The sequence below is a fragment of the Mesorhizobium sp. M6A.T.Cr.TU.016.01.1.1 genome, from assembly GCF_003952585.1.
GTDB classification, from domain to species: Bacteria; Pseudomonadota; Alphaproteobacteria; order Rhizobiales; family Rhizobiaceae; genus Mesorhizobium; species Mesorhizobium mediterraneum.
The window spans coordinates 736236-762694 of record NZ_CP034452.1; the positions used below are offsets into that span (position 1 = coordinate 736236).

20 protein-coding genes are annotated in these 26459 nt (G+C 62.3%); 8 read left to right on the forward strand and 12 right to left on the reverse strand.

Features of this window, described 5'->3' with window-relative positions; all coding sequences use genetic code 11:
• Positions 1-250 precede the first annotated feature (250 nt).
• Both EJ075_RS03420 and EJ075_RS03425 read left to right on the forward strand, forming a co-directional pair.
• Positions 251-2620 carry an aminomethyltransferase family protein gene (locus EJ075_RS03420; RefSeq protein ID WP_126103358.1) on the forward strand — a complete coding sequence of 790 codons (2370 nt, stop codon included), beginning with the start codon at positions 251-253 and terminating at the stop codon, positions 2618-2620.
• Positions 2621-2860: 240 nt separating this feature from the next.
• Positions 2861-4570 carry an APC family permease gene (locus tag EJ075_RS03425; RefSeq protein ID WP_126103359.1) on the forward strand — a complete coding sequence of 570 codons (1710 nt, stop codon included), beginning with the start codon at positions 2861-2863 and terminating at the stop codon, positions 4568-4570.
• Positions 4571-4734: 164 nt separating this feature from the next.
• Here the strand turns inward: EJ075_RS03425 and EJ075_RS03430 are convergent, their stop codons facing one another.
• From EJ075_RS03430 to EJ075_RS03445, 4 genes are all read right to left on the reverse strand, one after another.
• Complete coding sequence (locus EJ075_RS03430; RefSeq protein ID WP_126103360.1) at positions 4735-6228, reverse strand: aldehyde dehydrogenase family protein; 1494 nt, start codon at positions 6226-6228, stop codon at positions 4735-4737.
• A gap of 82 nt (positions 6229-6310) precedes the next feature.
• On the reverse strand, positions 6311-9457 hold the full coding sequence (locus EJ075_RS03435) for an efflux RND transporter permease subunit (RefSeq protein WP_126103361.1): 3147 nt from the start codon (positions 9455-9457) through the stop codon (positions 6311-6313).
• 248 nt (positions 9458-9705) lie between these two features.
• On the reverse strand, positions 9706-10866 hold the full coding sequence (locus EJ075_RS03440) for an efflux RND transporter periplasmic adaptor subunit (RefSeq protein ID WP_164547031.1): 1161 nt from the start codon (positions 10864-10866) through the stop codon (positions 9706-9708).
• Positions 10867-10919: 53 nt separating this feature from the next.
• Complete coding sequence (locus EJ075_RS03445) at positions 10920-11528, reverse strand: TetR family transcriptional regulator (protein WP_126103363.1); 609 nt, start codon at positions 11526-11528, stop codon at positions 10920-10922.
• 241 nt (positions 11529-11769) lie between these two features.
• On the opposite strand from EJ075_RS03445, the gene EJ075_RS03450 reads away from it, so the two are divergent.
• The gene (locus EJ075_RS03450; RefSeq protein ID WP_126103364.1) at positions 11770-12123 is read left to right on the forward strand and encodes a VOC family protein; all 354 of its coding nucleotides are present in this window, start codon (positions 11770-11772) and stop codon (positions 12121-12123) included.
• Between the two features lie 26 nt (positions 12124-12149).
• Complete coding sequence (locus EJ075_RS03455) at positions 12150-13046, forward strand: PhzF family phenazine biosynthesis protein (protein WP_126103365.1); 897 nt, start codon at positions 12150-12152, stop codon at positions 13044-13046.
• A gap of 130 nt (positions 13047-13176) precedes the next feature.
• Here the strand turns inward: EJ075_RS03455 and EJ075_RS03460 are convergent, their stop codons facing one another.
• The 5 genes from EJ075_RS03460 to EJ075_RS03480 all read right to left on the reverse strand — a co-directional run bounded on the left by EJ075_RS03460 (position 13177) and on the right by EJ075_RS03480 (position 16612).
• Positions 13177-13695: a DUF417 family protein gene (locus EJ075_RS03460; RefSeq protein WP_126103366.1), complete on the reverse strand. Its 519-nt coding sequence runs from the start codon at positions 13693-13695 to the stop codon at positions 13177-13179.
• Positions 13696-13809: 114 nt separating this feature from the next.
• Complete coding sequence (locus tag EJ075_RS03465; RefSeq protein ID WP_126103367.1) at positions 13810-14220, reverse strand: nuclear transport factor 2 family protein; 411 nt, start codon at positions 14218-14220, stop codon at positions 13810-13812.
• A 108-nt stretch (positions 14221-14328) separates the two neighbouring features.
• Positions 14329-15969, reverse strand: a complete 1641-nt coding sequence (locus EJ075_RS03470; protein WP_126103368.1) for an acyl-CoA synthetase — start codon at positions 15967-15969, stop codon at positions 14329-14331.
• A 65-nt stretch (positions 15970-16034) separates the two neighbouring features.
• A complete protein-coding gene (locus EJ075_RS03475; RefSeq protein WP_126103369.1) occupies positions 16035-16364 on the reverse strand; it encodes a type II toxin-antitoxin system RelE/ParE family toxin in 330 nt (109 codons plus the stop codon).
• Between the two features lie 2 nt (positions 16365-16366).
• Positions 16367-16612 (reverse strand): type II toxin-antitoxin system ParD family antitoxin, encoded by a 246-nt coding sequence (locus EJ075_RS03480; protein ID WP_126103370.1) that lies wholly within the window; start codon positions 16610-16612, stop codon positions 16367-16369.
• Positions 16613-16790: 178 nt separating this feature from the next.
• Here EJ075_RS03480 and EJ075_RS03485 point away from each other — a divergent pair, with 178 nt between their 5' ends.
• Both EJ075_RS03485 and EJ075_RS03490 read left to right on the forward strand, forming a co-directional pair.
• Positions 16791-17756 carry a sugar-binding transcriptional regulator gene (locus EJ075_RS03485; RefSeq protein ID WP_126103371.1) on the forward strand — a complete coding sequence of 322 codons (966 nt, stop codon included), beginning with the start codon at positions 16791-16793 and terminating at the stop codon, positions 17754-17756.
• An 88-nt stretch (positions 17757-17844) separates the two neighbouring features.
• Complete coding sequence (locus EJ075_RS03490) at positions 17845-19899, forward strand: bifunctional aldolase/short-chain dehydrogenase (protein WP_126103372.1); 2055 nt, start codon at positions 17845-17847, stop codon at positions 19897-19899.
• Between the two features lie 71 nt (positions 19900-19970).
• On the opposite strand, the gene EJ075_RS03495 is transcribed toward EJ075_RS03490, so the two are convergent.
• From EJ075_RS03495 to EJ075_RS03505, 3 genes are all read right to left on the reverse strand, one after another.
• The gene (locus EJ075_RS03495; RefSeq protein WP_126103373.1) at positions 19971-21026 is read right to left on the reverse strand and encodes a substrate-binding domain-containing protein; all 1056 of its coding nucleotides are present in this window, start codon (positions 21024-21026) and stop codon (positions 19971-19973) included.
• A 61-nt stretch (positions 21027-21087) separates the two neighbouring features.
• Positions 21088-22083: an ABC transporter permease gene (locus EJ075_RS03500; protein WP_126103374.1), complete on the reverse strand. Its 996-nt coding sequence runs from the start codon at positions 22081-22083 to the stop codon at positions 21088-21090.
• A gap of 66 nt (positions 22084-22149) precedes the next feature.
• Positions 22150-23676 carry a sugar ABC transporter ATP-binding protein gene (locus tag EJ075_RS03505; RefSeq protein WP_126103375.1) on the reverse strand — a complete coding sequence of 509 codons (1527 nt, stop codon included), beginning with the start codon at positions 23674-23676 and terminating at the stop codon, positions 22150-22152.
• A gap of 136 nt (positions 23677-23812) precedes the next feature.
• On the opposite strand from EJ075_RS03505, the gene mtnK reads away from it, so the two are divergent.
• Together mtnK and mtnA are read left to right on the forward strand one after the other, a co-directional pair.
• A complete protein-coding gene (gene mtnK / locus EJ075_RS03510) occupies positions 23813-25084 on the forward strand; it encodes an S-methyl-5-thioribose kinase (RefSeq protein ID WP_126103376.1) in 1272 nt (423 codons plus the stop codon).
• The gene (gene mtnA, locus EJ075_RS03515; RefSeq protein ID WP_126103377.1) at positions 25081-26172 is read left to right on the forward strand and encodes an S-methyl-5-thioribose-1-phosphate isomerase; all 1092 of its coding nucleotides are present in this window, start codon (positions 25081-25083) and stop codon (positions 26170-26172) included. The genes mtnK and mtnA overlap by 4 nt, the downstream gene beginning before the upstream one ends.
• Positions 26173-26459 lie beyond the last annotated feature (287 nt).

The following is a 26459-nucleotide window of genomic DNA, read 5'->3' on the forward strand; positions in this document are numbered from 1 at the left end:
GGATGAGGGGTGTTGGAAGAAACTCGGCGTCAAAGAAACAAATAATTCCAGGCGCTTACGTCTTCAACGCTGCGATCCGTCCAGCACCCCTCATCCGACCGAGCTGCGCTCGGCCACCTTCTCCCACAAGGGGAGAAGGGAGAGCCGCACCTGGTCGCTCCGCCTTGCCAAAACTGCAAGCACTGCTATTCTTGCCGCTAAAATAATTTCACGTACAGGCAAACTTATTTCCTAAAACCATAGGGTCGAGATGAGCCAGTCGCCCTACCCCGCCGTCGCAGCCGGACCGCCCCGGCCCAGCCTTATCCTTAGGCCCGGCCAGATCGCGCTGCCGGCTGGCATGGAGCGCTATTCCGTCCAAGGCAATGGCGCGGTGCTCATCGAGATCGAGGCCGGTGACACCATCACCGTGCGCAACGTCGAAGGCGGACAGGCCTGTGAGCTGCTGGCATGGGACAAGAGCGGCGTGACCGACGCCGGCATTTTCGGCGAGAAATCCAACAGCAACGCCGCCGGCATCAAGGCGCTGCTGGCCGATGGCGACGACAGCCTCGCTTCCTTGTGCCGGGGGCTGGAGCGACGCCAGGTGCAGCTTGATCAGGCAAAGGCGGTTCGCGTCTTCGGCGGCGCCACCCCTGCCGGCACCGAACAGGGTTTTACCGTCGCCCGCGACGGCTCGATGCTCATTGCCGCCCCGGGTGGTCCGATGCTGGTCGACGGCCATGACACGGCGACGCCGCTCAGCGTCATCGTCCGCCGCGCCACGATCCGTCCGGCGGCGAAGTCGCAATTGGGCGATCCGCTCGCCGATCCGGTGCTCGATCTGCGCGTCCATTCGGCGACCGCGGAAGCCTACTTCGTCAAAGCCGGTGACTATCTGCAGATCATCGATGTCGACGGGCGCCAATGCACGGACTTCCAGTGCTTTTCGGCGCGTAAGCTGGACAAGGGACGCGACCATCCGCTCGACGTGACGACGACCCGCACGTTGATGGGCTCGAACTATCCGATGCCCGGCCTGCATTCGAAATATTACGACCAGGACATGGAGCCGTTGGTCGAAGTGGTGCATGACACGTGCGGCCGGCACGATGCGTTCGCGCTCGCTTGCGCCGCCAAATATTACGACGACATCGGCTATCCCGGTCACCCCAATTGCTCGGAGAATTTCAACCGTGCGCTGTCGGACAAGGGAGTGAACCCCCGCGCGGGCTGGATGGCGATCAACTTCTTCTTCAACACGGCGATCGACGCGCATGGCGTCATGGTTTCCGACGAGCCATGGTCGCGACCGGGCGACTACGTGCTGCTGCGGGCGCTCACCGACATCGTCTGCGTCTCGTCCGCCTGCCCCGACGACACGACGCCGGCCAATGGCTGGAACCTGACCGACATCCATGTGCGGACCTATTCCGGCCAGCACAAATTCTCGCGAGCGATCGCCAGACGCATGACGCCCGATTCGGAACCGAAAATGACCCGCGAGACCGCTTTTCATTCGAACTTTGCCAAGCACACCCGCAACTTCGTCGAGTACAGGGGCTATTGGTTGGCCAATTCCTTCGCCAAAGAAGGGGCTATCGCCGAATACTGGGCCTGCCGGCAGGACGCCGTGATCATGGACCTGTCGCCGCTGCGCAAATTCGAGGTCACCGGCCCGGATTCGGAAGCGCTCCTGCAATACACGCTGACCCGCGACGTAAAAAAACTCGGTGTCGGCCAGGTCGTCTATTCCGCCATGTGCTACGAGCATGGTGGCATGATCGACGACGGCACGCTGCTGAGGCTCGGCAGGGACAATTTCCGCTGGGTCGGCGGCGACGATCTTTCCGGCGAATGGCTACGCGAGACGGCGACCAAGCTCGGCCTCAACGTCCTGGTGCGCTCGTCCACCGACCAGATGCACAATGTCGCCGTGCAAGGACCGAAGAGCCGCGACATCCTCAAGGAGATCATCTGGACCTCGCCGTTGCAGCCGTCGATCGAGGAGCTCGAATGGTTCCGTTTCGCCGTCGCCCGCATCGGCGGCGGCAACGGCATTCCGGTCGTCGTCTCGCGCACCGGCTACACCGGCGAACTCGGCTACGAGATCTGGTGCCATCCCCGCAACGCCGCGAAGGTGTTCGACGCCATCTGGGAGGCCGGCCAGCCGCACGGCTTGAAGCCGATGGGACTGCTGGCGCTCGACATGGTGCGCATCGAGGCCGGGCTGATCTTTGCCGGCTATGAGTTTTCCGACCAGACCGATCCGTTCGAGGCCGGCATCGGCTTCACCGCGCCGCTGAAGACCAAGACCGACGATTTCATCGGCCGCGAGGCGCTGATCCGGCGCAAGGAAAACCCGCAGAAGAAACTGGTCGGCCTCGACATCGACGCCAATGTCGCGGTCGGCCATGGCGATTGCGTCCATGTCGGCCGCGCCCAGGTCGGCGAGGTCACCTCGAGCATGCGCTCGCCGCTGCTGAACAAGAATATCGCGCTGGCCAGGCTTGACGTCACCCATTCCGCCATCGGTACCGAGGTCGAGATCGGCAAGCTCGACGGCCACAGCAAGCGGCTGCCGGCGCGCGTCGTCGCCTTCGCGCACTACGACCCGCAAAAGACCAGACCGCGTTCCTGACAGCAGCATCTCTTACCTTCTCCCCCTTGTGGGAGAAGGTAAGAGCGTGTGCCAACATCTGCGATGTGCACAGTTTCACAAAACGCTTGACGTGAAAGCGTGACCGATCAATCTTCACTGCCAAGAAAAAAATACTACTGAGCGGAAAACGCCTGAGGTCGTTCAACGCGTGCGTCGGTGACGCACGCGAGGTGTCGGCTATCGCCGATGGGGAACATCAAAAATGGGGAATTCACGTAAATGAGCACGATAGTCTCTGCCTTGGTGCCGCCCGCCGAAGGGAAGCTGCACCGGAACATCGATTGGCGCGGCGCCTTTTGGGTGGCAAGCGGCGTTCCTGCCCTTGTCCTGTTTTCGATCGGCGGCATTGCCGGCACGACCGGGAAGCTGGCCTTCCTGATCTGGACCGTGTCCATGATCATGGGCTTCCTGCAATCCTTCACCTATGCGGAAATCGCCGGCCTGTTCCCGAACAAGTCCGGCGGCGCCTCGATCTATGGCGCCACCGCCTGGCTGCGTTATTCCAAGTTCATCGCGCCGCTTTCGGTGTGGTGCAACTGGTTCGCCTGGTCGCCGGTGCTGTCGCTCGGCTGCTCGATCGCCGCCGCCTACATCCTCAACGCGCTGGCGCCGGTGCCGCTATTTACCGACACCTCGCCGGAAGTCGCCGCCTATATCGCGGCCAATGCCGGAACGAGTGCCGCCGACGCCATCACGGCGGTGACCGCGGCCGCCACGCCGGCGATCCGCAACTGGACGCTCTACAGTCACACGTTGGGGCCGGTCTCTTTCACCTTCAACGCCACCTTCTTTATCGGCGCGGTGCTGATGCTGATCATCTTCTCGATCCAGCATCGCGGCATCCTGGGCACGGCCAACGTGCAGAAATATATCGGCCTGTTCGTGATCATTCCGATGCTGATCGTCGGCGTCGTGCCGATCATCACCGGCCAGATCGACTGGGCGAATTTTTCGCCGCTGGTGCCGCTGGCTGCCGCCTACGCGCCGGAGCCCGGGGCGTGGAACATCGCCGGCTGGACGCTCGTTCTCGGCGGCATGTTCATCGCCGCCTGGTCGACCTACGGTTTCGAGACCGCCGTCTGCTACACGTCCGAGTTCAAGAATCCCGGCACCGACACCTTCAAGGCGATCTTCTATTCCGGCCTGCTGTGCATGCTGCTGTTCATCCTGGTGCCGTTCACCTTCCAGGGCGTGCTCGGCTTGAACGGCATGCTGGCCACCCCGATCGTCGATGGCTCCGGTGTTGCCGACGCCTTGGCCGGCATGGTCGGCGGCGGACAGCTAATCCATAGCCTGCTGGTGATGCTGATGATCCTGGCGCTGGTGCTGTGCATCATGACGGCGATGGCGGGGTCCTCGCGCACGCTTTACCAAGGCTCGGTCGATGGCTGGCTGCCGCGCTATCTCAGCCATGTCAACGAGCATGGCGCCCCGACCCGGGCCATGTGGACAGACCTGATCTTCAACCTGGCCGTGCTGGCCATCGCCTCGGCCGACGCGACGAGCTTCTTCTTCATCCTCGCCGTGTCGAATTGCGGCTACATCATCTTCAACTTCCTCAACCTCAATGCCGGCTGGATCCATCGCATCGACAACGGCCACATCGCGCGGCCATGGCGCGCGCCGAGCTGGCTGCTAGGCCTCGGCGCCGTCTTTGCCTATGTCAACATGATCTTCATGGGCGCCGGGGCAAAGGTCTGGAACCCGATGGCGCTGTGGGCAGGGCTGATCACGGCTGCCCTCATCATCCCGGTGTTCTGCTTCCGGCACTACATCCAGGACAAGGGCAAATTCCCCGACCACATGCTGGCTGATCTCGGCATGACTTCGTCCGATCTCGCCGTCAGAAAGGCGGGAATGCTACCCTACCTGACGCTGATTGCCGGCGTCGTGGTGATGCTGCTCGCCAACTGGCTGTTCGTCATCTGACATCCCGCCCCAGGGGATCAAGCGCACGATGCGCTTGATCCCTGCATGCTTTGTTCTTGCTTTGTGCCGGCAATTATGCTACTAATTTAGCTGCAGTGCCGATTGGCGCCGATGACCCGCCGCTGAGGCGGGTTTTTCGTTTCTGGGCCTATTCGGCGGATCGCTCAATCGATCTTGATGAACACACCCTTGGTGTTGAGATACTCGTCGAGGTGCTCGGCACCGCCCTCGCGGCCGTAGCCGCTCATCTTATAGCCGCCGAAGGGCACGGCCGGATCGATGGCGTGATAGGTGTTCACCCAGACCGAGCCGGCGCGGATTTTCCTGGAAAGCTGGTGCGCGGTGGCGACATTGCGGGTGAAGACCCCGGCAGCAAGACCGTAGGGCGTGTTGTTGGCCCGCTCGACCGCCTCGTCGAGTGTATCGAACGGCAGCGCCGAAATGACCGGCCCGAAGATTTCCTCGCGCGCGATTTTCATGTCGTCCGAGACGCCGGCAAAAATCGTCGGCGCGACGAAATTGCCGGCGGCCAATGGACCCTCCACAAGACGTGTGCCGCCGATGACGAGGGTCGCGCCCTCCGCTGTGCCGGCTTCGAGATACGAGGCGACCCGTTGCAGCTGCTTTTCTGAGACGAGCGGGCCGATCTCGGTCGCCGGGTCGATGCCGTCGCCGATCTTGAGGGCCTTGGCATAGGCCGCCAGCCGCTCGACGAACTCGTCATGGATGGAGCGTTCGACGAACAGGCGCGAGCCGGCGATGCAGATCTGGCCGGAATTGGCGAACACCGACATCGCCGCCACCGGCACCGCCCTGTCGAGATCGGCGTCGGCGCAGACGATGACCGGCGACTTGCCGCCGAGCTCCAGCGAGACCCGCTTGAGATTGCCGGCCGAGGCGCGGACGATCGACTGGCCGGTTGCCGTCGAGCCGGTGAAGACGATCTTGTCGACGCCCATATGCTCGGCAAGTGCGGCACCTGCCTCGGCGCCGGTGCCGGTCACGATGTTGACGACGCCCGGCGGAACGCCGGCTTCGTTCATGATGTCGGCGATCAAAAGCGGTGTTAGCGGCGCCTCTTCCGAAGGTTTCAACACCACCGTGCAGCCGGTGGCCAGCGCCGGCCCGATCTTCCAGACCGAAGCGGCCGTCGGCGCGTTCCAGGGGATGATGGCGCCGACGACGCCGACCGGCTCCTTGCGGGTGAAGGAGACGACTTCGCCCGGCAGCGAGTTCTCGATCGTCTCGCCATGCAGGGACGTCGCCATGCCGGCGTAATAGCGCAGCATGCCGATGACGCGGTTGCGGTTGGCGCGGGTGCGCACGATCGGCATGCCCATGTCGGTCGTGTCCGAGCGGCTGATCTCCTCCCAATGTTTTTCGAAGAGGTCGGCGATCCTGAGCAGCAGCACCTGCCGCTCATAGGGTTTGAACCGGCTCCACGGCCCGTCGAAGGCCTTGCGCGCCGCGGTCACCGCCAAATCGATATCCTGGCGATCGCCACGCGGCACCGTCGCAATGACCGCGCCGGTGGCCGGATTGCGGGTCTCCATGGTCCGGCCCGAGCGGGCGTCGACCCAAGCGCCATCGACGAACATCTGGCGATGGCGTCCGTCGATCGGCTGGCGCAGCGCCACCGGTGTCCGAGCTATGGTCATGACGTCCTCCTCCAGCGCCTCGGCCGGTGGGGATTTAACCCCTGGACGTCACATCTGCCAACAGCTCTATTCGGCGGCCACTCTATTCGGCCGCTAGGGGCAGTCGCGGCCTGTCGTCGTTGTCTGCCAGCTCCGGCTCGGCCGCCTGCTCGGCGTCCTTGGCCTTCTTGCGCTCTCTGCCGAAGAACAAGGCATAGCCTGCCGGAAGCACGAGGATGGTAAGCACCGTGGCGACGAGAATGCCGCCCATCATGGCATAGGCGAGCGGACCCCAGAAGACGCCGCGCGAAATCGGGATCAGCGCCAGGACCGCGGTCAACGCCGTCAGCATGATCGGCCGGAAGCGGCGGACCGCCGAGCCGATGATGGCCTCCGAGCGTTCCATGCCGGACGCTATATCCTGGTCGATCTGGTCGACCAGGATGATCGAGTTGCGCATGATGATGCCAAGCAGCGCGATCACGCCGAGGATGGCGACGAAGCCGAACGGCGCGCCACTGATCAAAAGTGCTGCGGCTGCACCGATGATGCCGAGCGGACCGGTCGCCAGCACCAGCATCGCCTTGCCGAAATGCTGCAGCTGGATCATCAGCAGCACGACGATGACGGCCAGCATGATTGGAGCTTTCGCAGCAATGGAGGCCTGACTTTCGGCCGAATCTTCGGCGCCGCCCTGAATCTCGATGTTGTAGCCGGGTGCGAGGCCGTCGCGCAGGCCTTGCATCTCGCTGTACATCTTCATCACGACGTCGTTCGACTGCACGCCATCCGGCAGCGTGGCACGCACGCTGATGGTCGGCAGGCGGTCGCGCCGCCATTCGACGCCTTGCTCCAGCACCGGCACGACCTTGGCGACCTGCGACAGCGGCACGAAGCCACCGAAATCCGTCGGGATAGAAACGGAGTCGACCGCCGACAGCAGGTGACGGCTCGCCTCCGGTTCGCGGGCGACGATCGAAACGGTCTCCTCGCCGTCGCGGAAATCATCGAGCGGCGCTCCCGACATGGTTGCCTGCAGCATCTGGCGGATGCGTTGCGAGGAGACGCCGAGCGCACGGGCGCGATCCTGGTCGATCACCAGCTTCATCTCCGGCACCGGCTCCAGCCAGTCGTCGTGGACGGCGCCGAGCAGCGGATTTGCCTGGAACTTCGCCTTCACCTCGTCGGCGATGCGGCGCACCTCCTGGCGATCCGGGCCCATGACGCGCATCTGCACCGGCCAGCCCGTGGGCGGCCCGAGGAACAGGCGGTCGACCTTGGCGCGGACCGACGGGAAATCCTCGGCCAGAATGGTGCGCAGTTTGACGATCAGCCGCTCGCGGGCCGGTTCGTCATTGGCCATCACCAGAAGCTGGGCGAAATTCGGATTGCGAAGCTGCTGGTCGAGCGGCAGGAAGAAGCGCGGCGCGCCCTCGCCGATATAGGTGGCGATGAAGCGCTTGTCCTTGTCGTCCATCATCTTGGTTTCGAGCGCCTTGGCCTGCGTCTCGACTTCCTTGATGCTGGTGCCTTCCGGCAGCCAGAGGTCGACAAGGATTTCCGGACGCGACGACTGTGGGAAGAAATTCTGCGGGATGAACTGGAACGCCCAAAGGCTGGTTGCGAAGGTCACCAGTGTCATGACCAGCACGATGATGCGGTGGCGCACGGACCAGCTGACGGTGGCGCGAAGCCGGCGGTAGAAGCGAGTGTCGAAGACATCGTGATGGTTGCCGGCGTGTTTTCGCTGCTTGAGGATCATGTTACCGAGCCACGGCGTGAAATAGACCGCCACGAACCAGGACACGACCAGCGCGATGCCGACGACATAAAATAGCGTGCGCACATATTCACCGGCAGTCGAGGCGGCGAAGCCGACCGGGATGAAGCCGGCGGTGGTGATCAGCGTGCCGGTCAGCATCGGGAAGGCCGTCGAGGTATAGGCGAAGCTCGCCGCCTCGACCTTGACCAGCCCTTCCTCGAGCTTGCGTTCCATCATTTCGACGACGATCATCGCGTCGTCGACGAGCAGGCCGAGCGCAATGATCAGCGCGCCGAGCGAAATGCGCTGCAGATCGATGCCGATCTCGTACATGATTGCGAAGGTCGCGGCCAGGACGAGCGGAATGGTGATCGCGATCACCAGGCCCGAGCGCCAGCCGATCGTCAGGAACGAGACGACAAGCACGATCAGCAGCGCCTCGCCGAGCGCCTTCATGAACTCACCCACCGCTTCCCGCACGACTTCCGGCTGGTCGGCGATCTGATCGACCGAAACGCCGTAAGGCAGCGCCTCTTCGAAGCGGTGATAGGTCGCCTCGACGTCCTTGCCGACATCGGTGACATTGAAGCCCTTGGCCATGACGACACCGACCTGGACGCTGTCGTGGCCGTTGAAGCGGTATTTGCGCTGATAGGGATCCTCGAGGCCGGAGGTCACGGTGGCGATGTCGCCCAGGCGCGTCACCTGGTTGCCGGCGCGCAAGCGAAGTTCGCGGATGTCGGCAGCCTTGGTCACGTCGCCCTCGACCGAAATGCGCACCGAGTTCGTGCCGGTATCGACCGAGCCCGCCGGATCGACATTGTTCTGGCCCTTGATCGCGTTCTGCAGGTCGGTCAGCGTCAGGCCACGCTCGGCAAGCGCCTTGGACGAAACGTCGATATAGAGTTTTTCCGGCTGGTCGCCGATGATCACGGCCTTCTCGACGCCGGGCGTCGTCAGCAGCATGTCACGCGCCTGGATGGCCAATTTCTTCAGCTCGGGATAGCTGTAGCCGTCGCCGCTGATCGAATGCAACGTGATGAAAGTGTCGCCGAACTCATCGTTGAAGTAGGGCCCGAGCAGCCCTTGAGGCAGCTCGTTGGCGATGTCGCCGACCTTCTTGCGCACCTGGTAGAAGGCATCCGCGACCTGCGCGGGATTGGTGTCGCCTTCCACCTGCAAGGTGATGATGGCGCTGCCGGCGCGCGTGTAGGACCGGACGAAATCGAGATGAGGCGTTTCCTGCAGCTTGCGCTCGATCTTGTTGACGACCTGGTCCTCCATGTCCTGGATCGAGGCACCCGGCCAGACAGCCTGGACGACCATGACGCGGAAAGTGAAATCCGGGTCTTCCTTCTGGCCCATGCGCATCAGCCCGAGCGCACCGGCCAGGATGATCAGGCCGAACAGGAACCGCGCAATGCTCGGATGCCCGATTGCCCAGCGCGAAAGATTGAAGGGCCGCTTTTCATTGGTGTCGGTGGTCATAGCGCCAGTCCATTTGTCTGATCGTCAGCGCACGCACGTGGCATGCCCACGGAACTTCTAATGCTGGCTTCCGGGCGGCGAGGCTTTCCGAGCGGAGAGACACTCATCGCGGTGGGACGCGAGGATCGATGTGGGGGGTTACATCGACCCGACGTCTCGACAGTCGGGCACCTGCCGCCCGGAAACCATGAACCGCTTGACCTCGCGGCTTGCGCCGATGCGAGGAAAAGCCGTTTTATTCTTGGCCGTCAGCGCACGCGCTTGGCGGCGTCGCCATCATCGTCCGCAGATGCGGACTGTTGCACCGTATCTCCGGTCAGCTTGACCTTCAGATTCTCGGCCATGAATTGTGTGCCCGCCGCAACGACCACATCGCCGGGTCTCAATCCTTCGGCAACATGCACGCCGTCGGCGGTGAACTCGGCGACCTTGACCGGACGCGCATGGACGGTCTCGCCGTTGCGGTCCACGGTCCAGACGATCTGCTGGCCATCCTTTTGCGCCAGCGCGCTCAACGGGATCGATACGCTTTGCGGGCTGTTGTTGGCCGCCGAAGCCTCGATGTTCGCGGTCATGCCGAGAAGCACGCGCGGATCATTGGGCAGGCTGACGCGGACGGCAAAGGTACGCGACTGCTGATCGGCGCTGCCGGCGACTTCGCGGACCTTGCCGTCGAGCGTCAGCGCATCGTCGGACCAGAAACCTGCCTTGACGTCCTTGCCCGGCTTGAACTGGGCGATATCCATTTCCGGAACGGCGATCAGCACTTCCTTTTCGCCATCGACGGCAACAGTCACAACCGGTGTGCCGGAGCCGACCACCTGACCGACATCGGCGGCGACTGATGTGACGATGCCGTTCCTGTCCGCCTTGAGGTCGGTGTAGAGGACCTGGTTTTTCGCCTGGTCAAGCGTTGAGCGGGCGGAATTCCGGGTGGCGACCGCCTGGTCGTAGCTGAGCGTTGCCTGTTCGAGCTGCGATTTCGACGCGAAGTTCTTGGCAAACAACTGTTCGGCACGACGACGGGCAAGGCCTGTTGTCTCGACCTGCCGCTCGGCGGCCTCGAGGCTGGCCTCGGCACTGTTGACCGAAAGGTCGTAGTCGGCGGGATCGATGCGGGCCAGAACATCGCCCGGCTTCACTCGCTGGCCGATGTCGACCAGGCGCTCGGTGATCTTGCCGTTGATGCGGAACCCGAGATTCATCTCGGTGCGGGCGCGCACCGATCCGGAATAGGAAAGCTCACGGGTATCGTTGGCCTTGGCAATCTCGACTACCTTGACCGGCCGGACAATGTCCTTGACTTCCACTTTTTCTTGCGAGCAGCCGGCGAGCCCGAGCGCCGCGACGACGAGCAGAGCCGGACCAATGGCCGACAGCCTGTTCATGATGGATTTGGACAAAGGCACTTGCGTACTCCCGAACTGAAGATGAATTGTCGAGGACCGACGGACGCCGCCGGTCATTTCTTCAAGGCCCTGATCGCAAACTCGATAAGGTCATCCGGCATTGCCCGGTTCTCTTTGGCAAGGCACTGGGCGACCATCTGCGGGTGACAGAGGGTGATGATAGCGGCGCCGAAGCACCGCGAAGCGACTTCCGGGTCCTGGTCGGCAAACTCGCCGGTTGCGATTCCCTCGCTGATGACCTCCGCCACCAAGCTACGGATCCTGTCGATATGCTTCTCGATGACATGCCAATCGCGTTCGATGGCAACGACGACCATTTCGTGCACCTTCTCCTGGTCGAGCATGGTGTCGCGGGTCCACTGATAATGCGTTTGCGCGTAGCGGCGAAGCTTTTCGCTGGCGGTTCCGGGCCCATGACAGGCGTCGTAGGTCAGTTGGTAGCAGGTAGCGAGCATGCGGCCGCAAACGGCCTGGTGAATCTCCACCTTGGAGGCGAAGAAGCGGTAGATATTGGCCGTCGACATGCCGAGTTCACGCGCTATGTCGGCGACATTGGTCTTGCCGTAGCCGTAGTGGCGGAACAGTCGCTCTGCGCAATCGAGGATGCGCGCGACATTCTCCTGTCGGACCAGGTCAGCCGTCGTATCGAGAGAATCATACATCTTGTTTCATCAGCTCATTACGAATGACGAATTTTGAATTTCGTCACTCGTAATTCGAAATCAACCGGATGTCAACACGTGACATTATCCGTCTTGGGCGACTGGTGACATCTGTTGACACCACTCAGCGGGAACAGCGTTAATGAAGCCTGCTGCGGGCGATGCACAGGCCCCTCGCCATCTATGCTGACCCCGCGTAGCTATGCATCGTCATCCGATGCCGCGAAAAGGAGATCATGGGATGACCGTACTGCGCATCGTCACGAATATCGCAACAGACAGCATTCCGGATGTTCGGAAGTTCTATTCCGACCTGTTCGGGCTCGATGCCGTCATGGATCACGGGTGGCTCGTCACGCTGGCCTCCCGCGAAACAACCATCCCTCAGATCAGCATCGCCAGCGAGGGCGGCTCAGGCACCCCCGTGCCCGATCTGTCGATCGAGGTCGACAATGTGGACGAGGTGTATCTTCGCGCAAAAGAGATCGGTTGCAGAGTGGTCTATGATTTGACCGACGAACCGTGGAGCGTAAGACGTTTCTTCATTGCCGACCCGACCGGCAAGCTGCTCAACGTGCTCTCGCATCTTCGCTAGCCCAATTGCGGTCGTCGGAGGAAAACATGAGCAGAACAATCGCATTTCATTTCGTCGATGTCTTCGCGGTAGAGCCGCTGACGGGCAATTCACTTGCGGTGGTCGACGGCGGTGCCGAGTTGGCACTCGAGCTCATGCAGAGCATTGCACGTGAGTTCAACCAGTCGGAGACCACCTTTGTCCTGCCGGCGACCCGACCGGACGCCGACTGGAGGTTGCGCTCTTTCACGCCGAAAGGCGTTGAGGTTTTCGGCGCAGGCGGCCACAATACGTTAGGGGCCTGGTGGTGGCTCGCTGCAGCGGGACGGCTCGATCTGGGCGATGGCCCAACATGGTTTCACCAACAGATCGGCGACTTGGTATATCCATTGGCGATCTGGCAAAGCCAGGGGCGGCTCGAAAAGATCATTATGCAGCAAGAAGCCCCAGTGGCCGGCCGGCAGCTCTCAAACCTTGGCGCTCTTGCCACCGCACTCGGCCTTAAAACCGAAGATATGGCGGCCGATATCGTGCCTTGTCAGGTGGTCTCGACTGGTGCTGCCCATCTCATGGTGCCAATCCGCGATCGCGAAGCCGTCGACCGGATTTCGCCTGATGCTAAACAGCTCTTCGACCTGCTCAACGAGGTCGGCGGGGAAGGCTGCTATGTCTTCTCGCTCGATCCACTACAGCCCGAAGCCACGGCGTATGCACGCTTTTTCAATCCGACTGTTGGCATTTCTGAGGATCCGGCAACCGGTACGGCGGCTGGTCCGCTCGCCGCCCATCTCGTTGCCCACGGTCTTGCACTACCCGGCGTAATCAAGATCGAGCAAGGCACGGCGCTCGGACGTACCAGTATCATCGAGGTAGGTGTAGATGCCGGCTCGGTGAGCATTTCTGGGCGCGGCATTGTGGTGGCGAGCGGGGCGTTTTCGATCTAGCGAAGATTGCAGATCCGGTGCCGCAGGCAGCGAATTTATGCCCGTCCCACAAGGTCGCAGCAGGTGGAGCCCGGCCACTTGGCGGCTGTGCGGATGACATGGTTTGCCGCTAGTCTTCGACTGGATTCGCTTAGGTCGCCGATCTGTTTAGTCTGTTCAGGCTTTCGCCCAGTATGACAAGCGCGATGCCGAGCAGCGCAATGTCCTTGATCAGGAACTGACCGGCGGGACCGAGCGCGGGAAAGCCCAGCGTAGGCTCCCAGATCGGCAGGGCAACCATGATCGAACAGGTAACCAGGAAAATCAGGGCGGCCAATGCGCCGCCAACCACACCGGCGCGCGCCGACCAGGGGGAGGCGATCAGGAGAAGCGCGGTCGCGATCTCGACGACGCCAAGCACGTAAGAAGCACCGGCTTCGCCAAATACCGGATACATCCAGGCGAGCCAAGGCGTGCCGCCGATCAGCGGCCTCAACGCCTCGATCTCAACAGCCGTGAACTTCATCCCGCCGATCATGAGAAGCGGCAGTATGACCCCGATCAGGGCGACGACCCGCCCGGCTTTCCTGACCGCGGCGGCGTTTCGCGCCCATGGCCGAGAAAGGGTCTCGTCTTGACCTTCAGGCTCTGATGTTCTGAGAACCGGCATGAGTTTCCTTCTCCAACTGCCAATTGCACCGCCCGCGCCGTAAATTTATCCCTTGCCCCTAGCGGCTGGCCAATCGCCGCCGCTGTCACGGTCGCTCGATTACCCGATGCGCTGTCAGTCCGGCTTGTAAGGGTATGAGTGATGCTCGTGAGCGATGATCCAAAGGTCACCTTCCTTCCGCAGTCCGACGGTAAGCCGGAGGCGGGTTGCCGGGTCCCTTTCAAGCTCTTCCATGGTGCCGCACCGCAGCAATGCGGTCGCAAAAGCGACCCGGTCTCCCGCCGTGACATCCAGCCGCTCGATCGCGAAAACGCCGCCTTGCTTGAAGTGCTCGAAGAACGGACCCCAACTATCCCGGTAGGCCTCAATTCCACTGAGTTCGTTCGGGGGTGGGACATCGAACATCAGAAAGTCCGTCGCGTGATCCGCAATGATTGTCTCTAGATCTTGCTGTTGCACGGCGTTCGCCCAACGCTCGATTAGCGCCCGGATGTGTGCCTCGGCGTCACGCTGCGTGTTCTCCATTAGAATTCTCCTCCTGCCAGATCCTCTTCCGTCGAGTTGGTTCTGTATCGAGGACGATCGGGAGGCACTCGATCCGACACTGAGTGGTGTTTTTTGCTCTTCGCGTGGCTAGGCTCCCTTCGCCATCTCCCTCAGCCGGAACTTCTGGATCTTGCCGGTCGAGGTCTTCGGGATTTCGGCGAAGATCACCGCCTTCGGGACCTTGAAGCGGGCGAGCAGCGCGCGGCAGTGATCGATGATCTCGGCCCCGGTCGCCATCTTGCCCGGCTTCAGCTCGACATAGGCGACCGGCACTTCGCCCCATTTGTCGTCGGGCCTGGCGACGACTCCGCAGGAGGCGACGGCAGGATGCTTGTAGAGCGCCTCCTCGACCTCGATCGAGGAGATGTTCTCGCCGCCGGAAATGATGATGTCCTTGGAACGGTCCTTGAGCTGGATGTAGCCGTCGGGATGCATGACACCGAGGTCGCCCGAGTGGAACCAACCGCCGGCGAAGGCCTCGTCGCTCGCCTTGCGGTTCTTCAGATAGCCCTTCATAACGATGTTGCCGCGGAACATGACCTCGCCGATCGTCTCGCCGTCGGCCGGCGTCTCTTCCATCGTCTCGGGGTCCATCACCGTCAGACCTTCGAGCGCGGCATAGCGCACGCCTTGCCTGGCCTTCCTCGCCGCCCTGAGACCCTTTTCGAGCCCGTCCCACTCGCCATGCCATTCGTTGACGACAGCCGGGCCATAGGTCTCGGTCAGCCCATAGAGGTGGATGACCGCAAAGCCCGCATCAGCCATGCCCGACAGCACCGCTTCCGGCGGCGGAGCCGCGGCCGTGCTGAAGGTGACCGTCTGCGGAAATTGCCGCTTGTCCTCCTCCCCAGCATTGATCAGCACCGACATGACGACCGGCGCGCCGCACAGATGAGTGACGCAGTGATCGGCGATGGCGTCGTAGATCGGCTTCGGCCGCACCCAGCGCAGGCAGACATGGGTGCCGGCCTGCACGGCCAGCGTCCATGGAAAGCACCAGCCATTGCAGTGGAACATCGGCAGCGTCCACAGATACACCGCATGCTTGCCCATGCCGGCATGGATGGTGTTGGCGTAGGCCATCAGTGCTGCACCGCGATGGTGATAGACGACGCCCTTCGGATTGCCTGTCGTGCCGGACGTGTAGTTGAGCGCAATAGCATCCCATTCGTCGTCGGGCATCGACCAGGCGAAATCCTCGTCGCCGCCCGCGACAAAGTCCTCGTAGTCGAGCGTGCCGATCCGCTTGCCCTTGGGATAGGGGGCGTCAGTGGCGTATTCGGGATCGTCATAGTCGACGACCAGCGGTTTTACCTTGGCCAGCGCCAGCGCCTCGCTGACGACATTTGCGAATTCGCGATCGACGATCAGCACCTTGGTTTCGGCGTGGTCGAGCTGAAAGGCGATGACTGCGGCATCAAGGCGGGTATTGAGCGAATGCAGCACCGCCTTGGTCATCGGCACGCCGAAATGCGCTTCCAGCATCGCCGGCGTGTTGGACAGCATGACGGTGACGGTGTCGCCCTTGCCGATGCCGCGCTTGGAGAGCGCCGAGGCAAGCTTCAGCGACCGCCGCCAGAAATCGCGATAGGTCGTGCGCTGGTGGCCATGGATGATGGCGACATGGTCGGGAAAGGTCTTTGCCGCGCGCTCCAGATAGCTGAGCGGCGTCAGTGGCTGGTGGTTGGCCGGATTCTTGTCGAGATCCTGTTCGTAGGGATTGCCCATCCCGTCCTCCCCATGTTTATCGAACGCTTCTAGCCTCGGGACGCTGGCGAGCAAGGCCGCTTCAACTACTCCTGACGCCTCTGCCCGCCTTCACCCTCTGACCATAAAGCATCGATGTCCCGGTGCCCTTCAACGATGTTCGCCACCTCGAAGCAATCTCCATTATAGCGGAAGAAAATAACGTATCCCCGGAAAGCGAAACTCCGGACGTCCGGTCGGAGATCGGGACGCACACGATCGATCGTTGCCTGCAAGCTCGCCAGATTACGGCATTTCTGGCGCAGAGCATCCACAAAACGCCGGCCAAGCACCAGGCTGCCGCTTTCGCGAGTGATGTATTCAAAGATATCGATCAAATCTGTCTGCACCGACGGCAACATGCGCAGCCGTGGCACGCCTAGAAGCCTTCCTTTGCGAGCTGCTTAGCCTTGGCTTCCATGGCCGCGTCAATATCCTGCTCGGTCGCTTCGCCGTCGTCAGCAAACGATTTGTCCAGCATGGCACGCAGCGCCTTCAGCTTTTCCTCGCGTTCCTCGACCAGGCGCAGGCCCTCGCGCACGACTTCGCTGGCAGAGCCGTAGCGGCCACGCTTCACAATGTTGGACACAAAGGTCTCCCAGCGGTCTCCCAATGATACGTTCATTCTCGAACCTCCTGTTTGGTAAAAACGGTACTGTAATAACAATAAATGCGCAATTGCTGACATCGCTACATGAACGGAGTTCCCGACCTTCCTTGGTTAACACGTGAAAAAGTGATCAACTCCCTTACTCAATTTGACTTTTGTCGAGAGCCGTGAATAATGTCAGCGAGGAGATGGCATGGCGATCCGACCGGCAGAACAGCTTATTCACAAGGCCGCGTGGCTCTATTATGCTCACGGCCTGCGCCAGGACCAGGTGGCCAGCCAGCTCAAGATTTCCCGAGCCTCGGTCGCCATGTATCTGCGCAAGGCGCGCGAAACCGGCATCGTCAACATCTCGACCTCGACCCAGCTTTTCACCGACGACGTCCTGGCACGCAAGCTTGAAGACGCGTTGAAGCTCGACGCCGTCTGGATCGCACCGGAAAACGGCCATGTCGCCGATCCTTCGACCGACATTGCTGTGCTGGCAGCGAGCGTCTTTCTCGAACTGGTCAAGAAGGGCGACCGCATCGGCGTCGCCTGGGGTCGGACCGTTTATACGATCGCCGACATCATGTCCTATGCCGATCTGCAGGATGTCACGGTGGTGCAACTCTGCGGCAATCTCGGAGCCCCCTATTCCTACCGGCCCGACCAATGCACCATGGAAATCGCGCGCCGGCTCAATGCCCAGGGGCTCAACTTCTATGCGCCGCTGGTGCTGACCACGGAAGAACTGGCGCGCGGCCTACGCGCCGAGCCGGTGATCCGCGAGCAATTGTCGGGCATTAGCGAATGCGACCTCGCGCTGTACTCGGTCGGCACAGTCGATGCCGACAGCCATGTCGTCAAATGCGGCGCGCTGACTGCCAGCGAAATGGACGTGCTGCGCCGTGCCGGCGCTGCCGGCGTCATCGCCGGACAGATCATCGACGCGCAAGGCAAGGCGCTCGACTGCAGCTACAACCGGCGGGTCATTTCGGCAGAGCTGTCATCGCTGCGCAAGATTGAAAAGCGCCTCGTGGTGGTGCAGGAGGACAGCAAGTTCGGACCGCTGATGGCGGCGATAGCGGGTGGGCTGTGCACGCATCTGGTGGTCGGCGCACGGATGGCGCGACGGCTGCTCGACCATGCCGGACCGGCAGCGGAAAAGGTCGCCTAGATACGCAAAACCCCGCCGCGGGCGCATTGTCATCAAAGCGTCGCGGCGTTCCTGTTCACAACAAAAAGAGAAATCGGACGAAGCGAACATGAAGAACCTATGGAATGACGGCGACGCGGAGAAGCTGGTTGCCGACTATGCAAAGAAGGGTGTGGCCCGCGACCTGGCGCTGCGCGTCTACACGACGCGGCTTCTGGGCGGCGAACCGCGGCTTGTCCTGCATGGCGGCGGCAACACCTCCTGCAAGACAAAGGCCACCGACCTCGTCGGCGACGAATGGGACGTGCTTTGCGTCAAGGGCAGCGGCTGGGACATGGGCGTGATCGAGCCGCAGGGCCTGCCGGCGGTCAAGCTTGGCGCCCTGCTCAAGGCGCGGTCGCTCAAAAAGCTCTCCGACGAAGACATGGTCGCGCTGCAGCGGGCGAACCTCATCGATCCGTCTTCGCCGAACCCTTCGGTCGAGACGCTGCTGCACGCCTTCCTGCCGCACAAATTCGTCGACCATACGCACTCGACCGCCATTCTGGCTATCGTCGACCAGGACGACAGCAAGGCGTTGAGCAAGAAGGTCTTCGGCAGCAAGATGGGTTACGTGCCCTATATCATGCCGGGCTTCGACCTGGCGAAGGCGGCTGCCGATGTCTTCGACGCCGACCCGACGGTCGAAGGCCTGATCCTCGACAAGCATGGCATTTTCACCTTCGGCGACGATGCCAAACAGGCCTACGACCGGATGATCCACTATGTGAATGTCGCCGAGGATTTCATCGCCAGGAATGGCAAGCCGCCTGCCGAAAAATCGGCCTTGCCAGCCAGGCTGGCCAAGCCCGCGGACATTGCGCCGATGCTGCGCGGCGCGGTGGCCGTAGCGCGCGGCGAAGGCCGCTTCGATCGCATGATCAGCGACTTCCGCACCTCGGACGCGATCGTCGATTTCATCAATTCGGCCAGGATTGCCGACTATGCCGGGCGCGGCGTATCGACACCCGACCTGTCGATCCGCATCAAGACCGGACCGATGGCGCTGCCGGCACCCGACGCGGACAAGATCGGCGACTACAAATCCGCCATCCGCCAGCATGTCGAAAAATTCGCCGAGGACTATCGCGCCTACTTCGAAACCAACGACGCGCTCGATGATGTGAAGCGTACGATGCTCGACCAGATGCCGCGCCTGACACTGGTGCCGGGCCTCGGCATGTTCGGTCATGGCCGCACGCTGAAGGATGCGAAGATCGCGTCCGACGTCGGTGAGATGTGGATCGAGGCGGTACGCGGAGCCGAAGCGGTCGGCGATTTCCGTCCACTGTCCAAAGCCGACCTGTTCCCGCTCGAATACTGGTCGCTGGAACAGGCCAAGCTCGCTTCCAACAAGCCGAAGCCGCTAACCGGCCAGGTAGTGCTGGTCACCGGCGGCGCGGGCGCAATTGGCGCCGCCACCGCAAGGCTGTTCGCCGATAATGGCGCCCATGCCGTCGTTGTCGATCTCGACGCGTCAAGGGCTGCCGAGGCAGCAAAAAAGGCTGGCAACAGTTCGATCGGCATCGGCGCCGACATCACCGATCCGGCGCAGATGCGCGCTGCGTTCGACAAGGCGGTCGCCGTCTTCGGCGGCCTCGACATTCTCGTCTCGAATGCGGGTGCTGCCTGGGAAGGCAGGATCGGCGAACTCGACGATGCCATCTTGCGCAAGAGCTTCGAGCTCAATTTCTTCGCCCATCAGTCGGCGGCCCAGAACGCCGTGCGCATCATGCTCGAACAGGGCACCGGCGGCGTGCTCCTGTTCAACACCTCCAAGCAGGCAATCAATCCGGGTCCGAAGTTCGGCGCCTATGGCATCCCCAAGGCGGCGACGCTGTTCCTATCGCGGCAGTATGCTCTCGACTATGGCGCCCATGGCATCCGCTCCAATGCCGTCAACGCCGACCGCATCCGTTCCGGGCTTTTGACCGACGCCATGATCGCCAGCCGCTCGGGCGCGCGCGGCGTGTCGGAAAAGGAATACATGGCGGGCAACCTGCTTGGGCAGGAAGTGACGGCCGAAGACGTGGCCCAGGCCTTCCTGCATCATGCGTTGGCCGAGCGAACCACCGCCGATGTGACGACGGTGGATGGCGGCAACATCGCGGCGGCGTTGAGGTAAGGCTCAAGAACAGTCCAGACGCAAAAAGAGCGGCCCGAAAGCCGCTCTTTTCTTTTGCCTGCGATAAAAAGCTATTTCGCGTTCGGGTTCGGCATCCAGGCCGGCATCGCGACATCGGCATGGGCGAACTGCGGCAGCTTGGCCGAGAGATCTTCCATGTTCTTGATGTCCTTGTCGATCAGCTCCTTCTGGGTGATCAGCGTCGGCGGCACGATGACGTTGTGACCGGGATCTTCGCCGGCCAAAAGCTGTGCCAGCGCGCGCACCGAGACCTGGCCGACGACGGCCGGATTGGTCGCCGCGGTCGCTGCCCAGGCACTGTCGGGCTCGCGCATCGCGGCGATGTCGGAGGTCGAGATGTCGGCCGAATAGATCTTGATGTCCTGGGACAGGCCGGCCTCGTCGACGGCGATCTTCACGCCCTTGGCGAATTCATCATAGGGCGCGAACATCACCTTGATATCAGGGTTGGCCGACAGCACCGAGCGAGCCTGGTTGGCGACGGAATTGGCGATCGGATTGTCGAGCGTGCCGAACATCGCTGCCTCGTTGATGCCCGCATATTTCTTCTTGAAATCGACCCAGGTCTCGTTGCGGCGGTCGAGCGGCGCGATGCCGGCGACATAGACGTAGCCGGCCTTCCAGCTCTCGCCATTGTCCTTGATCGCCTGTTCGAGCGCGAGGCGCGCGAGGTCGCGGTCGGACTGCTCGATCTGAGGGATTTTGGGGTTTTCGACATTGACGTCGAAAGCGACGACCTTGATGCCGGCGTCGACCGCGCGCTGGGCGGCTTCCTTCATCGATTCCGTCAGGCCGTGCTGGATGATGATGCCCTGAACGCCAAGCGCAATGGCCTGGTCGACCATGTCTGCCTGAAGGGCGGCATCCTGACGGCTGTCGAGGACGCGAAGATCGACGCCAAGCGCCTTGGCCTGCGCTTCGACACCGGAAAGATAGGCCTGGAAAAAGTCGCCGGTCGAGAGATAGCGGACCAGCGCGATCTTGACGGCGCCGGGCTTGTCGAACGGCGCCGGCTTGTCCTGCGCCATCGCCGGGGCCTGCATCAGCAGCGCGGCGCCGGCAAGCCCAAGCGCTGCCTTCCCCAAAAGTCTTTTTGTGATCTTCATGTTGTTTCCTCCACTTGTTGAACTCAAATTTCAGCCGGTCGAAATCCTATCTGTCGAAATCCTACCTCTTGCCCCTGCCGGAAAGGGCGAAAGTGAAGACAAGGGCAACCACGAGAACCACGCCCTTGATGAAATCCTGCGTGTAGTAGGGCGCATTCATCATCGTCAGGCCCTGCAGCAGCACGCCGACAAACACCGCACCGACGGCCGTGCCGAAGGCATTCGGCTTGGCGGCTCCGAGGACCGCGTAGCCGATGAGCGCCGCAGCGACTGCGTCGAGCAGGAGATTATTACCCGAAGCGATGTCACCGCGTCCAAGCCGGGCAGCGAGCAAAATGCCGCCGATCGAAGCAAAAACTCCTGAAATAACGTAGGCCCAGATTTTGTATGCCTTGACAGGCGCGCCGGCGAGCTCGGCAGCCCGCTCGTTGCTGCCGACCGCGTACATCATGCGGCCGAAACGGGTGTATTCGAGAAAGAACCAGATCAGCACTGCAAGCACGAGCAGGACGACGACTGAAACGGGAATGAGGTTGGGGATGAAGAAATCGAAACGGTGGCGGCCAAGTGCCAGGAAAGCGGCGCTGAACGTGCCGTTGGCCACCGAGCCATCGGGCATCGTCATGCCGGTGGCGATCGAGCGGCCTTCGGTCGGGATGCGCTGCAAGCCGACGAGCAGGAACATCATGCCGAGCGTCGCCAGAAGGTCCGGCACGCGCATATAGACGATCAGCCAGCCATTGATGAGGCCGACGATGACACCGATCGCGAGACAGGCGATAACCGCGACGACGGCGTTCTGCTCCAGCACCACCATGACGTAGGCTGCCGCCATCATGGCGCTGGTGGCGACCGAGCCGATCGACAGGTCGAAGCCGCCGACGACCAGAGTGGCGGTGACGCCAAGCGCCAGCACGCCGGTAATGGCGACCGACTGGAAGATGAAGACGGCACTTTGCGGCGAGACGAAACCGCCGGCGGCGATGGCGAAATAGGCGATCAACCCGAACAGCAGAATGATGAAGCCATAACGGATGGCATGGTCACGCAGTATCATGCAGCGCTCCAGCGCGCTGGTGCCGTCTTTACCAAACCCGAACTCATGCCTTCTCCATTCCAATTCTCATCGTCCGTGATCCTTACGCTGCGCTGTGCAACGGCCGCCCGCCACTTCGGCCAGCAGGCGGTCGAGGTCGATGTCGGCGTTGCGGTGTTCGCCGACGATCGTCTGCTCCGACATCACCAGGATGCGGTCGGCGGTCTCCAGCGCTTCGTCGAGTTCGGTGACGAACAGCAGCGTCGCACGGCCGTTCGCGCTCGCCCGCAGCTTGGCCGCAATATCGCGCCTGGCGGAAATGTCGACGCCCTGAAAAGGCTCGTCCAAAATGAACAGTTTTGCGGCCTGCGACATCCAGCGGGCGACCATCACCTTCTGCTGATTGCCGCCGGAAAGGGCGGACATTTCGTCCTTTTCCGAGCGGCAGACGATGCCCAGCTCCTGGATCTGGCGGCGAGCGGTGGCGCGCTCGATGCGGCGCTTGAGTACACCGAGACGCGACATCCGCTTGTGGAACGGGAGACTAATATTTTCCTGGATATTGAAGTCGCCGACGATGCCGTTTTCGCCCCGGTCCTTGGCGACGAGAAACACGCCGGCGGCGATCGCCTCGCCCGTCGAACCCGGTGCGTAAGGTTTCCCGTTCAGCACCATGGTCCCGGACAGCGGCTTGCGCACGCCAAACAGCGTCTCAGCGAGCGCCGTCTTGCCGACGCCGACGAGGCCGGTGATGGCAACGACCTCGCCGTCGCCGAGCGTCAGCGAGATCGGCCTGGAACCGTCTGCAATCCGCAACCCATCGATCGTCAGGACAGGCCTGGCCGAATTCCTGGCGACGATCCGGTCGAGGTGGATCTTGCGGCCGAGCATGGCGTTGACCGCGCCTTCATAGTCGAGCGGCTTGCGGTCGAAAACGCCTGAGATGACGCCATCGCGCATCGAGACGATACGGTCGGCAAGCCGCCTGATGTCCGACATGCGGTGCGAGATGTAGAGGATCGCGACGCCGTGCTCGCGAAGCCGGTCGAGCAGCGCGAAAAGCCGATCGGCTTCGGCGCTGGACAAAGAGGAGGTCGGTTCATCGAGGATCAGCACTTTCGGCTGGTGCGCCATGGCGCGGGCAATCGCCACCATCTGGCGGTCGGCCAGTGAGAGATCGCTGATCCGGGCTTTCAGGTCGATGGCCAGACCCATGCGGTCGGCGACCGCCTTTGCCTCGCGACGCACCCGGCCCGGATTGAACAGGGTCGGCGCGCCGCTGCCGCTGAGCCTGTCCAGCGTCAGATTGGTGGCAACGTCGAGGTCGGCGACGACACCGTCATTGATGTTCTGGTGAACTGTGACGACGCCGACGCGGATCGCCTCCGCTGGCGTTTTGGGCGCGAAGTCCTGGCCGGCGAGGCTCATCGTGCCGCCGCCGCGCTCGTAGACGCCGCTGATGATCTTGACCAGGGTGGATTTGCCGGCGCCGTTGGCGCCCATCAGCACGGTTACTTCGCCGGCATGCAAATCGAGCGAGACGCCGCCAAGCACCTCGATATGGCCGAAGGACTTCCTCAGACCGTCCACGCGGAACACGGCATCATTGCCCATTCGTTCCTCCCTGGCCATGACGCTAGGGGCTGTTCCGGCAATTGTCAACACGATTGACAATTGCCAGAGAGCTTCCTAGCTTGGCCCGACCGACATGGCTCCAGTATGATGGGAGCGCATAAGCGGGAGGGTGAGGATGACTGGGAAATCGCCGTTCGAAGCACTGTCGGTCGAGACATTGGCGGCACGCCTCGGCGCCAACGAGGCCCTGTGTTCGCATATCGGCAAGGATACAAGCCGCTGGAAGGTTCGCGAGGTCGGCGACGGCAATCTGAACCTGGTCTTTATCGTCGAGGGCGCCACGGGTGCTGCCGTCGTCAAGCAGGCCCTGCCCTATGTCCGCCTGGTCGGTGACAGCTGGCCGCTGCCGTTGAAGCGCTCCTTCTTCGAATATCATGCGCTGACACGACAACAGGCGAGAGCGCCCGGTTCGGTGCCGGCGATCCATCACTTCGACGAAGGCCAGGCGCTGATCATCATGGAATATCTGTCGCCGCACATCATCCTGCGGCGCGCGCTGATCGAGGGCCGACAGCTGCCGAACATCGCCAGAGACATCGGCTTGTTCATGGCCCGCACGTTGTTTCGTGGCTCCGACCTCAGCATGGTGACCAAGGACCGCAAGACGGATCTGGCGCTGTTCGCCGACAATGTCGAGCTTTGCGACATCACCGAGAACCTGGTTTTCTCCGATCCCTATTTCGATGCCAAGTTGAACCGGCATACGAGCCCACAACTCGACCGCATCGTCGCCGAGTTGCGCGCCGACCGCGATCTCAAGGTCGAGGCGCAGCGGCTGAAGCACATCTTTGCGGCCAATGCCGAGACGCTGCTGCACGGCGACCTGCATTCCGGGTCGATCATGGTCACTGACACCGAAACGCGGATGATCGATCCCGAATTCGCCTTTTACGGCCCGATCGCGTTCGATGTCGGCATGCTGCTTGCCAATTTCTGGATGGCGTTCTTCTCGCAGCGTGGCCACGAGCAAAATGGAAAGCGCGACGCCATGCGCGCCTATCTGCTCGACGTCACGGTCGAGACATGGTCGGTGTTCCGCACCGAGTTCTCGCATCTGTGGCGGACCGAGCGCACGGGCATGCTCTACCAGAAGAGCCTGTTCGAGGATCAGGGCGACAGGCTCGGCGCTGAACAGGCGCTCGACCACATGCTGCATCAGATCTGGACCGACATGCTGGGCTTTGCCGGCGTCGAGGTGCACCGGCGCATCCTGGGCCTCGCGCACAACGCCGATTTCGAGACCATTGCCGACGAGGATCTGCGCGCCACATGTGAGGCGAAGGCGCTGAAGTTCGGCCGTCACATCGCCGTCAACCGGCGCCAGATTCACAGCATCGACGAGGTCAACAAATTGGCCGTGCTGATCGAACAGGAGAACGGAATTTGAACGTCGGCGACCGCCACTATCGCACCATCTGGCTGAGCGACGACGGGCGTTCGGTGGAGATCATCGATCAGCGCTGGCTGCCGCATGATTTCCGCGTGGAAAAAGTCGGCACCGTTGCCGGCATCGCCACCGCGATCCGCGACATGTGGGTGCGCGGCGCACCGCTGATCGGCGTCACCGCTGCCTATGGCGTCGCCATGCAGATGGCCGTCGACCCTTCGGATGCAGCACTCGACGGCGTTTGGGAGGTCTTGCACGAAACACGCCCGACGGCGATCAATCTGCGCTGGGCGCTCGATGAGATGCGAGGTTTCCTGCGACCCCTGCCAGCCGAACAACGCGCCCAGGCCGCCTATCGGCGCGCCGGCGAAATCGCCGACGAGGATGTCGGCCTCAACCGCGCCATCGGTGTCAATGGGCTTGAAATCATCAAGGAAATCGCGGCGCGCAAGCAGCCGGGGGAACCGGTCAACATCCTGACCCACTGCAACGCCGGCTGGCTGGCCACCGTCGACTACGGCACCGCCACTGCGCCGATCTATTTGGCTGTTGAAGCGGGTATTCCCGTTCACGTCTATGTCGACGAAACGCGCCCGCGCAACCAGGGCGCCCAGCTGACGGCATGGGAGATGGCCGGCCACGGCGTGCCGCATACGCTCATCGTCGACAATGCCGGCGGCCATCTGATGCAGCGCGGCCAGATCGACATGGTCATCGTCGGCACCGACCGCACCACCGCCGACGGCGATGTCTGCAACAAGATCGGCACCTATTTGAAGGCACTGGCTGCGACCGACAATGACGTGCCGTTCTATGTCGCGCTGCCCTCGCCGACGATCGACTGGACGGTGGGCGACGGGCTGGCCGAAATTCCGATCGAACAGCGCTCCAGCGACGAGGTCTCGCTGGTCTGGGGCAAGACCGCGAGTGGCGAGATTGCGCAGGTCCGCATCTCGCCGGAGACGACGCCCGCGGCAAACCCGGCCTTCGACGTGACGCCGGCGCGACTGGTCACCGGATTGATCACGGAACGCGGTGTCGCCAAGGCCTCGCGCGAAGGCTTGAAGGCAATGTTTCCCGGACGCTGATTCGGCTTCATTGACTTTCAAAAGCGGCATCAGCGGATAAGCGAGGCCAGCTGCCCATATCCGTGGCAGGGGCGCTGCTTGGGTGCATCCAGAGTAGCTCATTTTCTGACAGCCGGCATTTTGACGGCGGACGATTCTGCCTGACATCCTGATACTCGCCTCGCCGGCAGCCGGCTAAGGCGAGGCGATCGTCCATCGATGCGATAACAACCAAAGGCACTGGAAGGGGCCGGCCGAAACTGGCCGCATCCGATTCCTATCCGGTTGCCAAAATATGGTAGGGTGAT

Bases quoted from the DNA above. Each gene is read 5' to 3' on its own strand.
- EJ075_RS03420 (WP_126103358.1), top strand. From the start codon at position 251: ATGAGCCAGTCGCCCTACCCCGCCGTCGCAGCCGGACCGCCCCGGCCC.
- EJ075_RS03425 (WP_126103359.1), top strand. From the start codon at position 2,861: ATGAGCACGATAGTCTCTGCCTTGGTGCCGCCCGCCGAAGGGAAGCTG.
- EJ075_RS03430 (WP_126103360.1), bottom strand. From the start codon at position 6,228: ATGACCATAGCTCGGACACCGGTGGCGCTGCGCCAGCCGATCGACGGA.
- EJ075_RS03435 (WP_126103361.1), bottom strand. From the start codon at position 9,457: ATGACCACCGACACCAATGAAAAGCGGCCCTTCAATCTTTCGCGCTGG.
- EJ075_RS03445 (WP_126103363.1), bottom strand. From the start codon at position 11,528: ATGTATGATTCTCTCGATACGACGGCTGACCTGGTCCGACAGGAGAAT.
- EJ075_RS03450 (WP_126103364.1), top strand. From the start codon at position 11,770: ATGACCGTACTGCGCATCGTCACGAATATCGCAACAGACAGCATTCCG.
- EJ075_RS03455 (WP_126103365.1), top strand. From the start codon at position 12,150: ATGAGCAGAACAATCGCATTTCATTTCGTCGATGTCTTCGCGGTAGAG.
- EJ075_RS03460 (WP_126103366.1), bottom strand. From the start codon at position 13,695: ATGCCGGTTCTCAGAACATCAGAGCCTGAAGGTCAAGACGAGACCCTT.
- EJ075_RS03465 (WP_126103367.1), bottom strand. From the start codon at position 14,220: ATGGAGAACACGCAGCGTGACGCCGAGGCACACATCCGGGCGCTAATC.
- EJ075_RS03470 (WP_126103368.1), bottom strand. From the start codon at position 15,969: ATGGGCAATCCCTACGAACAGGATCTCGACAAGAATCCGGCCAACCAC.
- EJ075_RS03480 (WP_126103370.1), bottom strand. From the start codon at position 16,612: ATGAACGTATCATTGGGAGACCGCTGGGAGACCTTTGTGTCCAACATT.
- EJ075_RS03485 (WP_126103371.1), top strand. From the start codon at position 16,791: ATGGCGATCCGACCGGCAGAACAGCTTATTCACAAGGCCGCGTGGCTC.
- EJ075_RS03490 (WP_126103372.1), top strand. From the start codon at position 17,845: ATGAAGAACCTATGGAATGACGGCGACGCGGAGAAGCTGGTTGCCGAC.
- EJ075_RS03495 (WP_126103373.1), bottom strand. From the start codon at position 21,026: ATGAAGATCACAAAAAGACTTTTGGGGAAGGCAGCGCTTGGGCTTGCC.
- EJ075_RS03500 (WP_126103374.1), bottom strand. From the start codon at position 22,083: ATGATACTGCGTGACCATGCCATCCGTTATGGCTTCATCATTCTGCTG.
- EJ075_RS03505 (WP_126103375.1), bottom strand. From the start codon at position 23,676: ATGGGCAATGATGCCGTGTTCCGCGTGGACGGTCTGAGGAAGTCCTTC.
- mtnK (WP_126103376.1), top strand. From the start codon at position 23,813: ATGACTGGGAAATCGCCGTTCGAAGCACTGTCGGTCGAGACATTGGCG.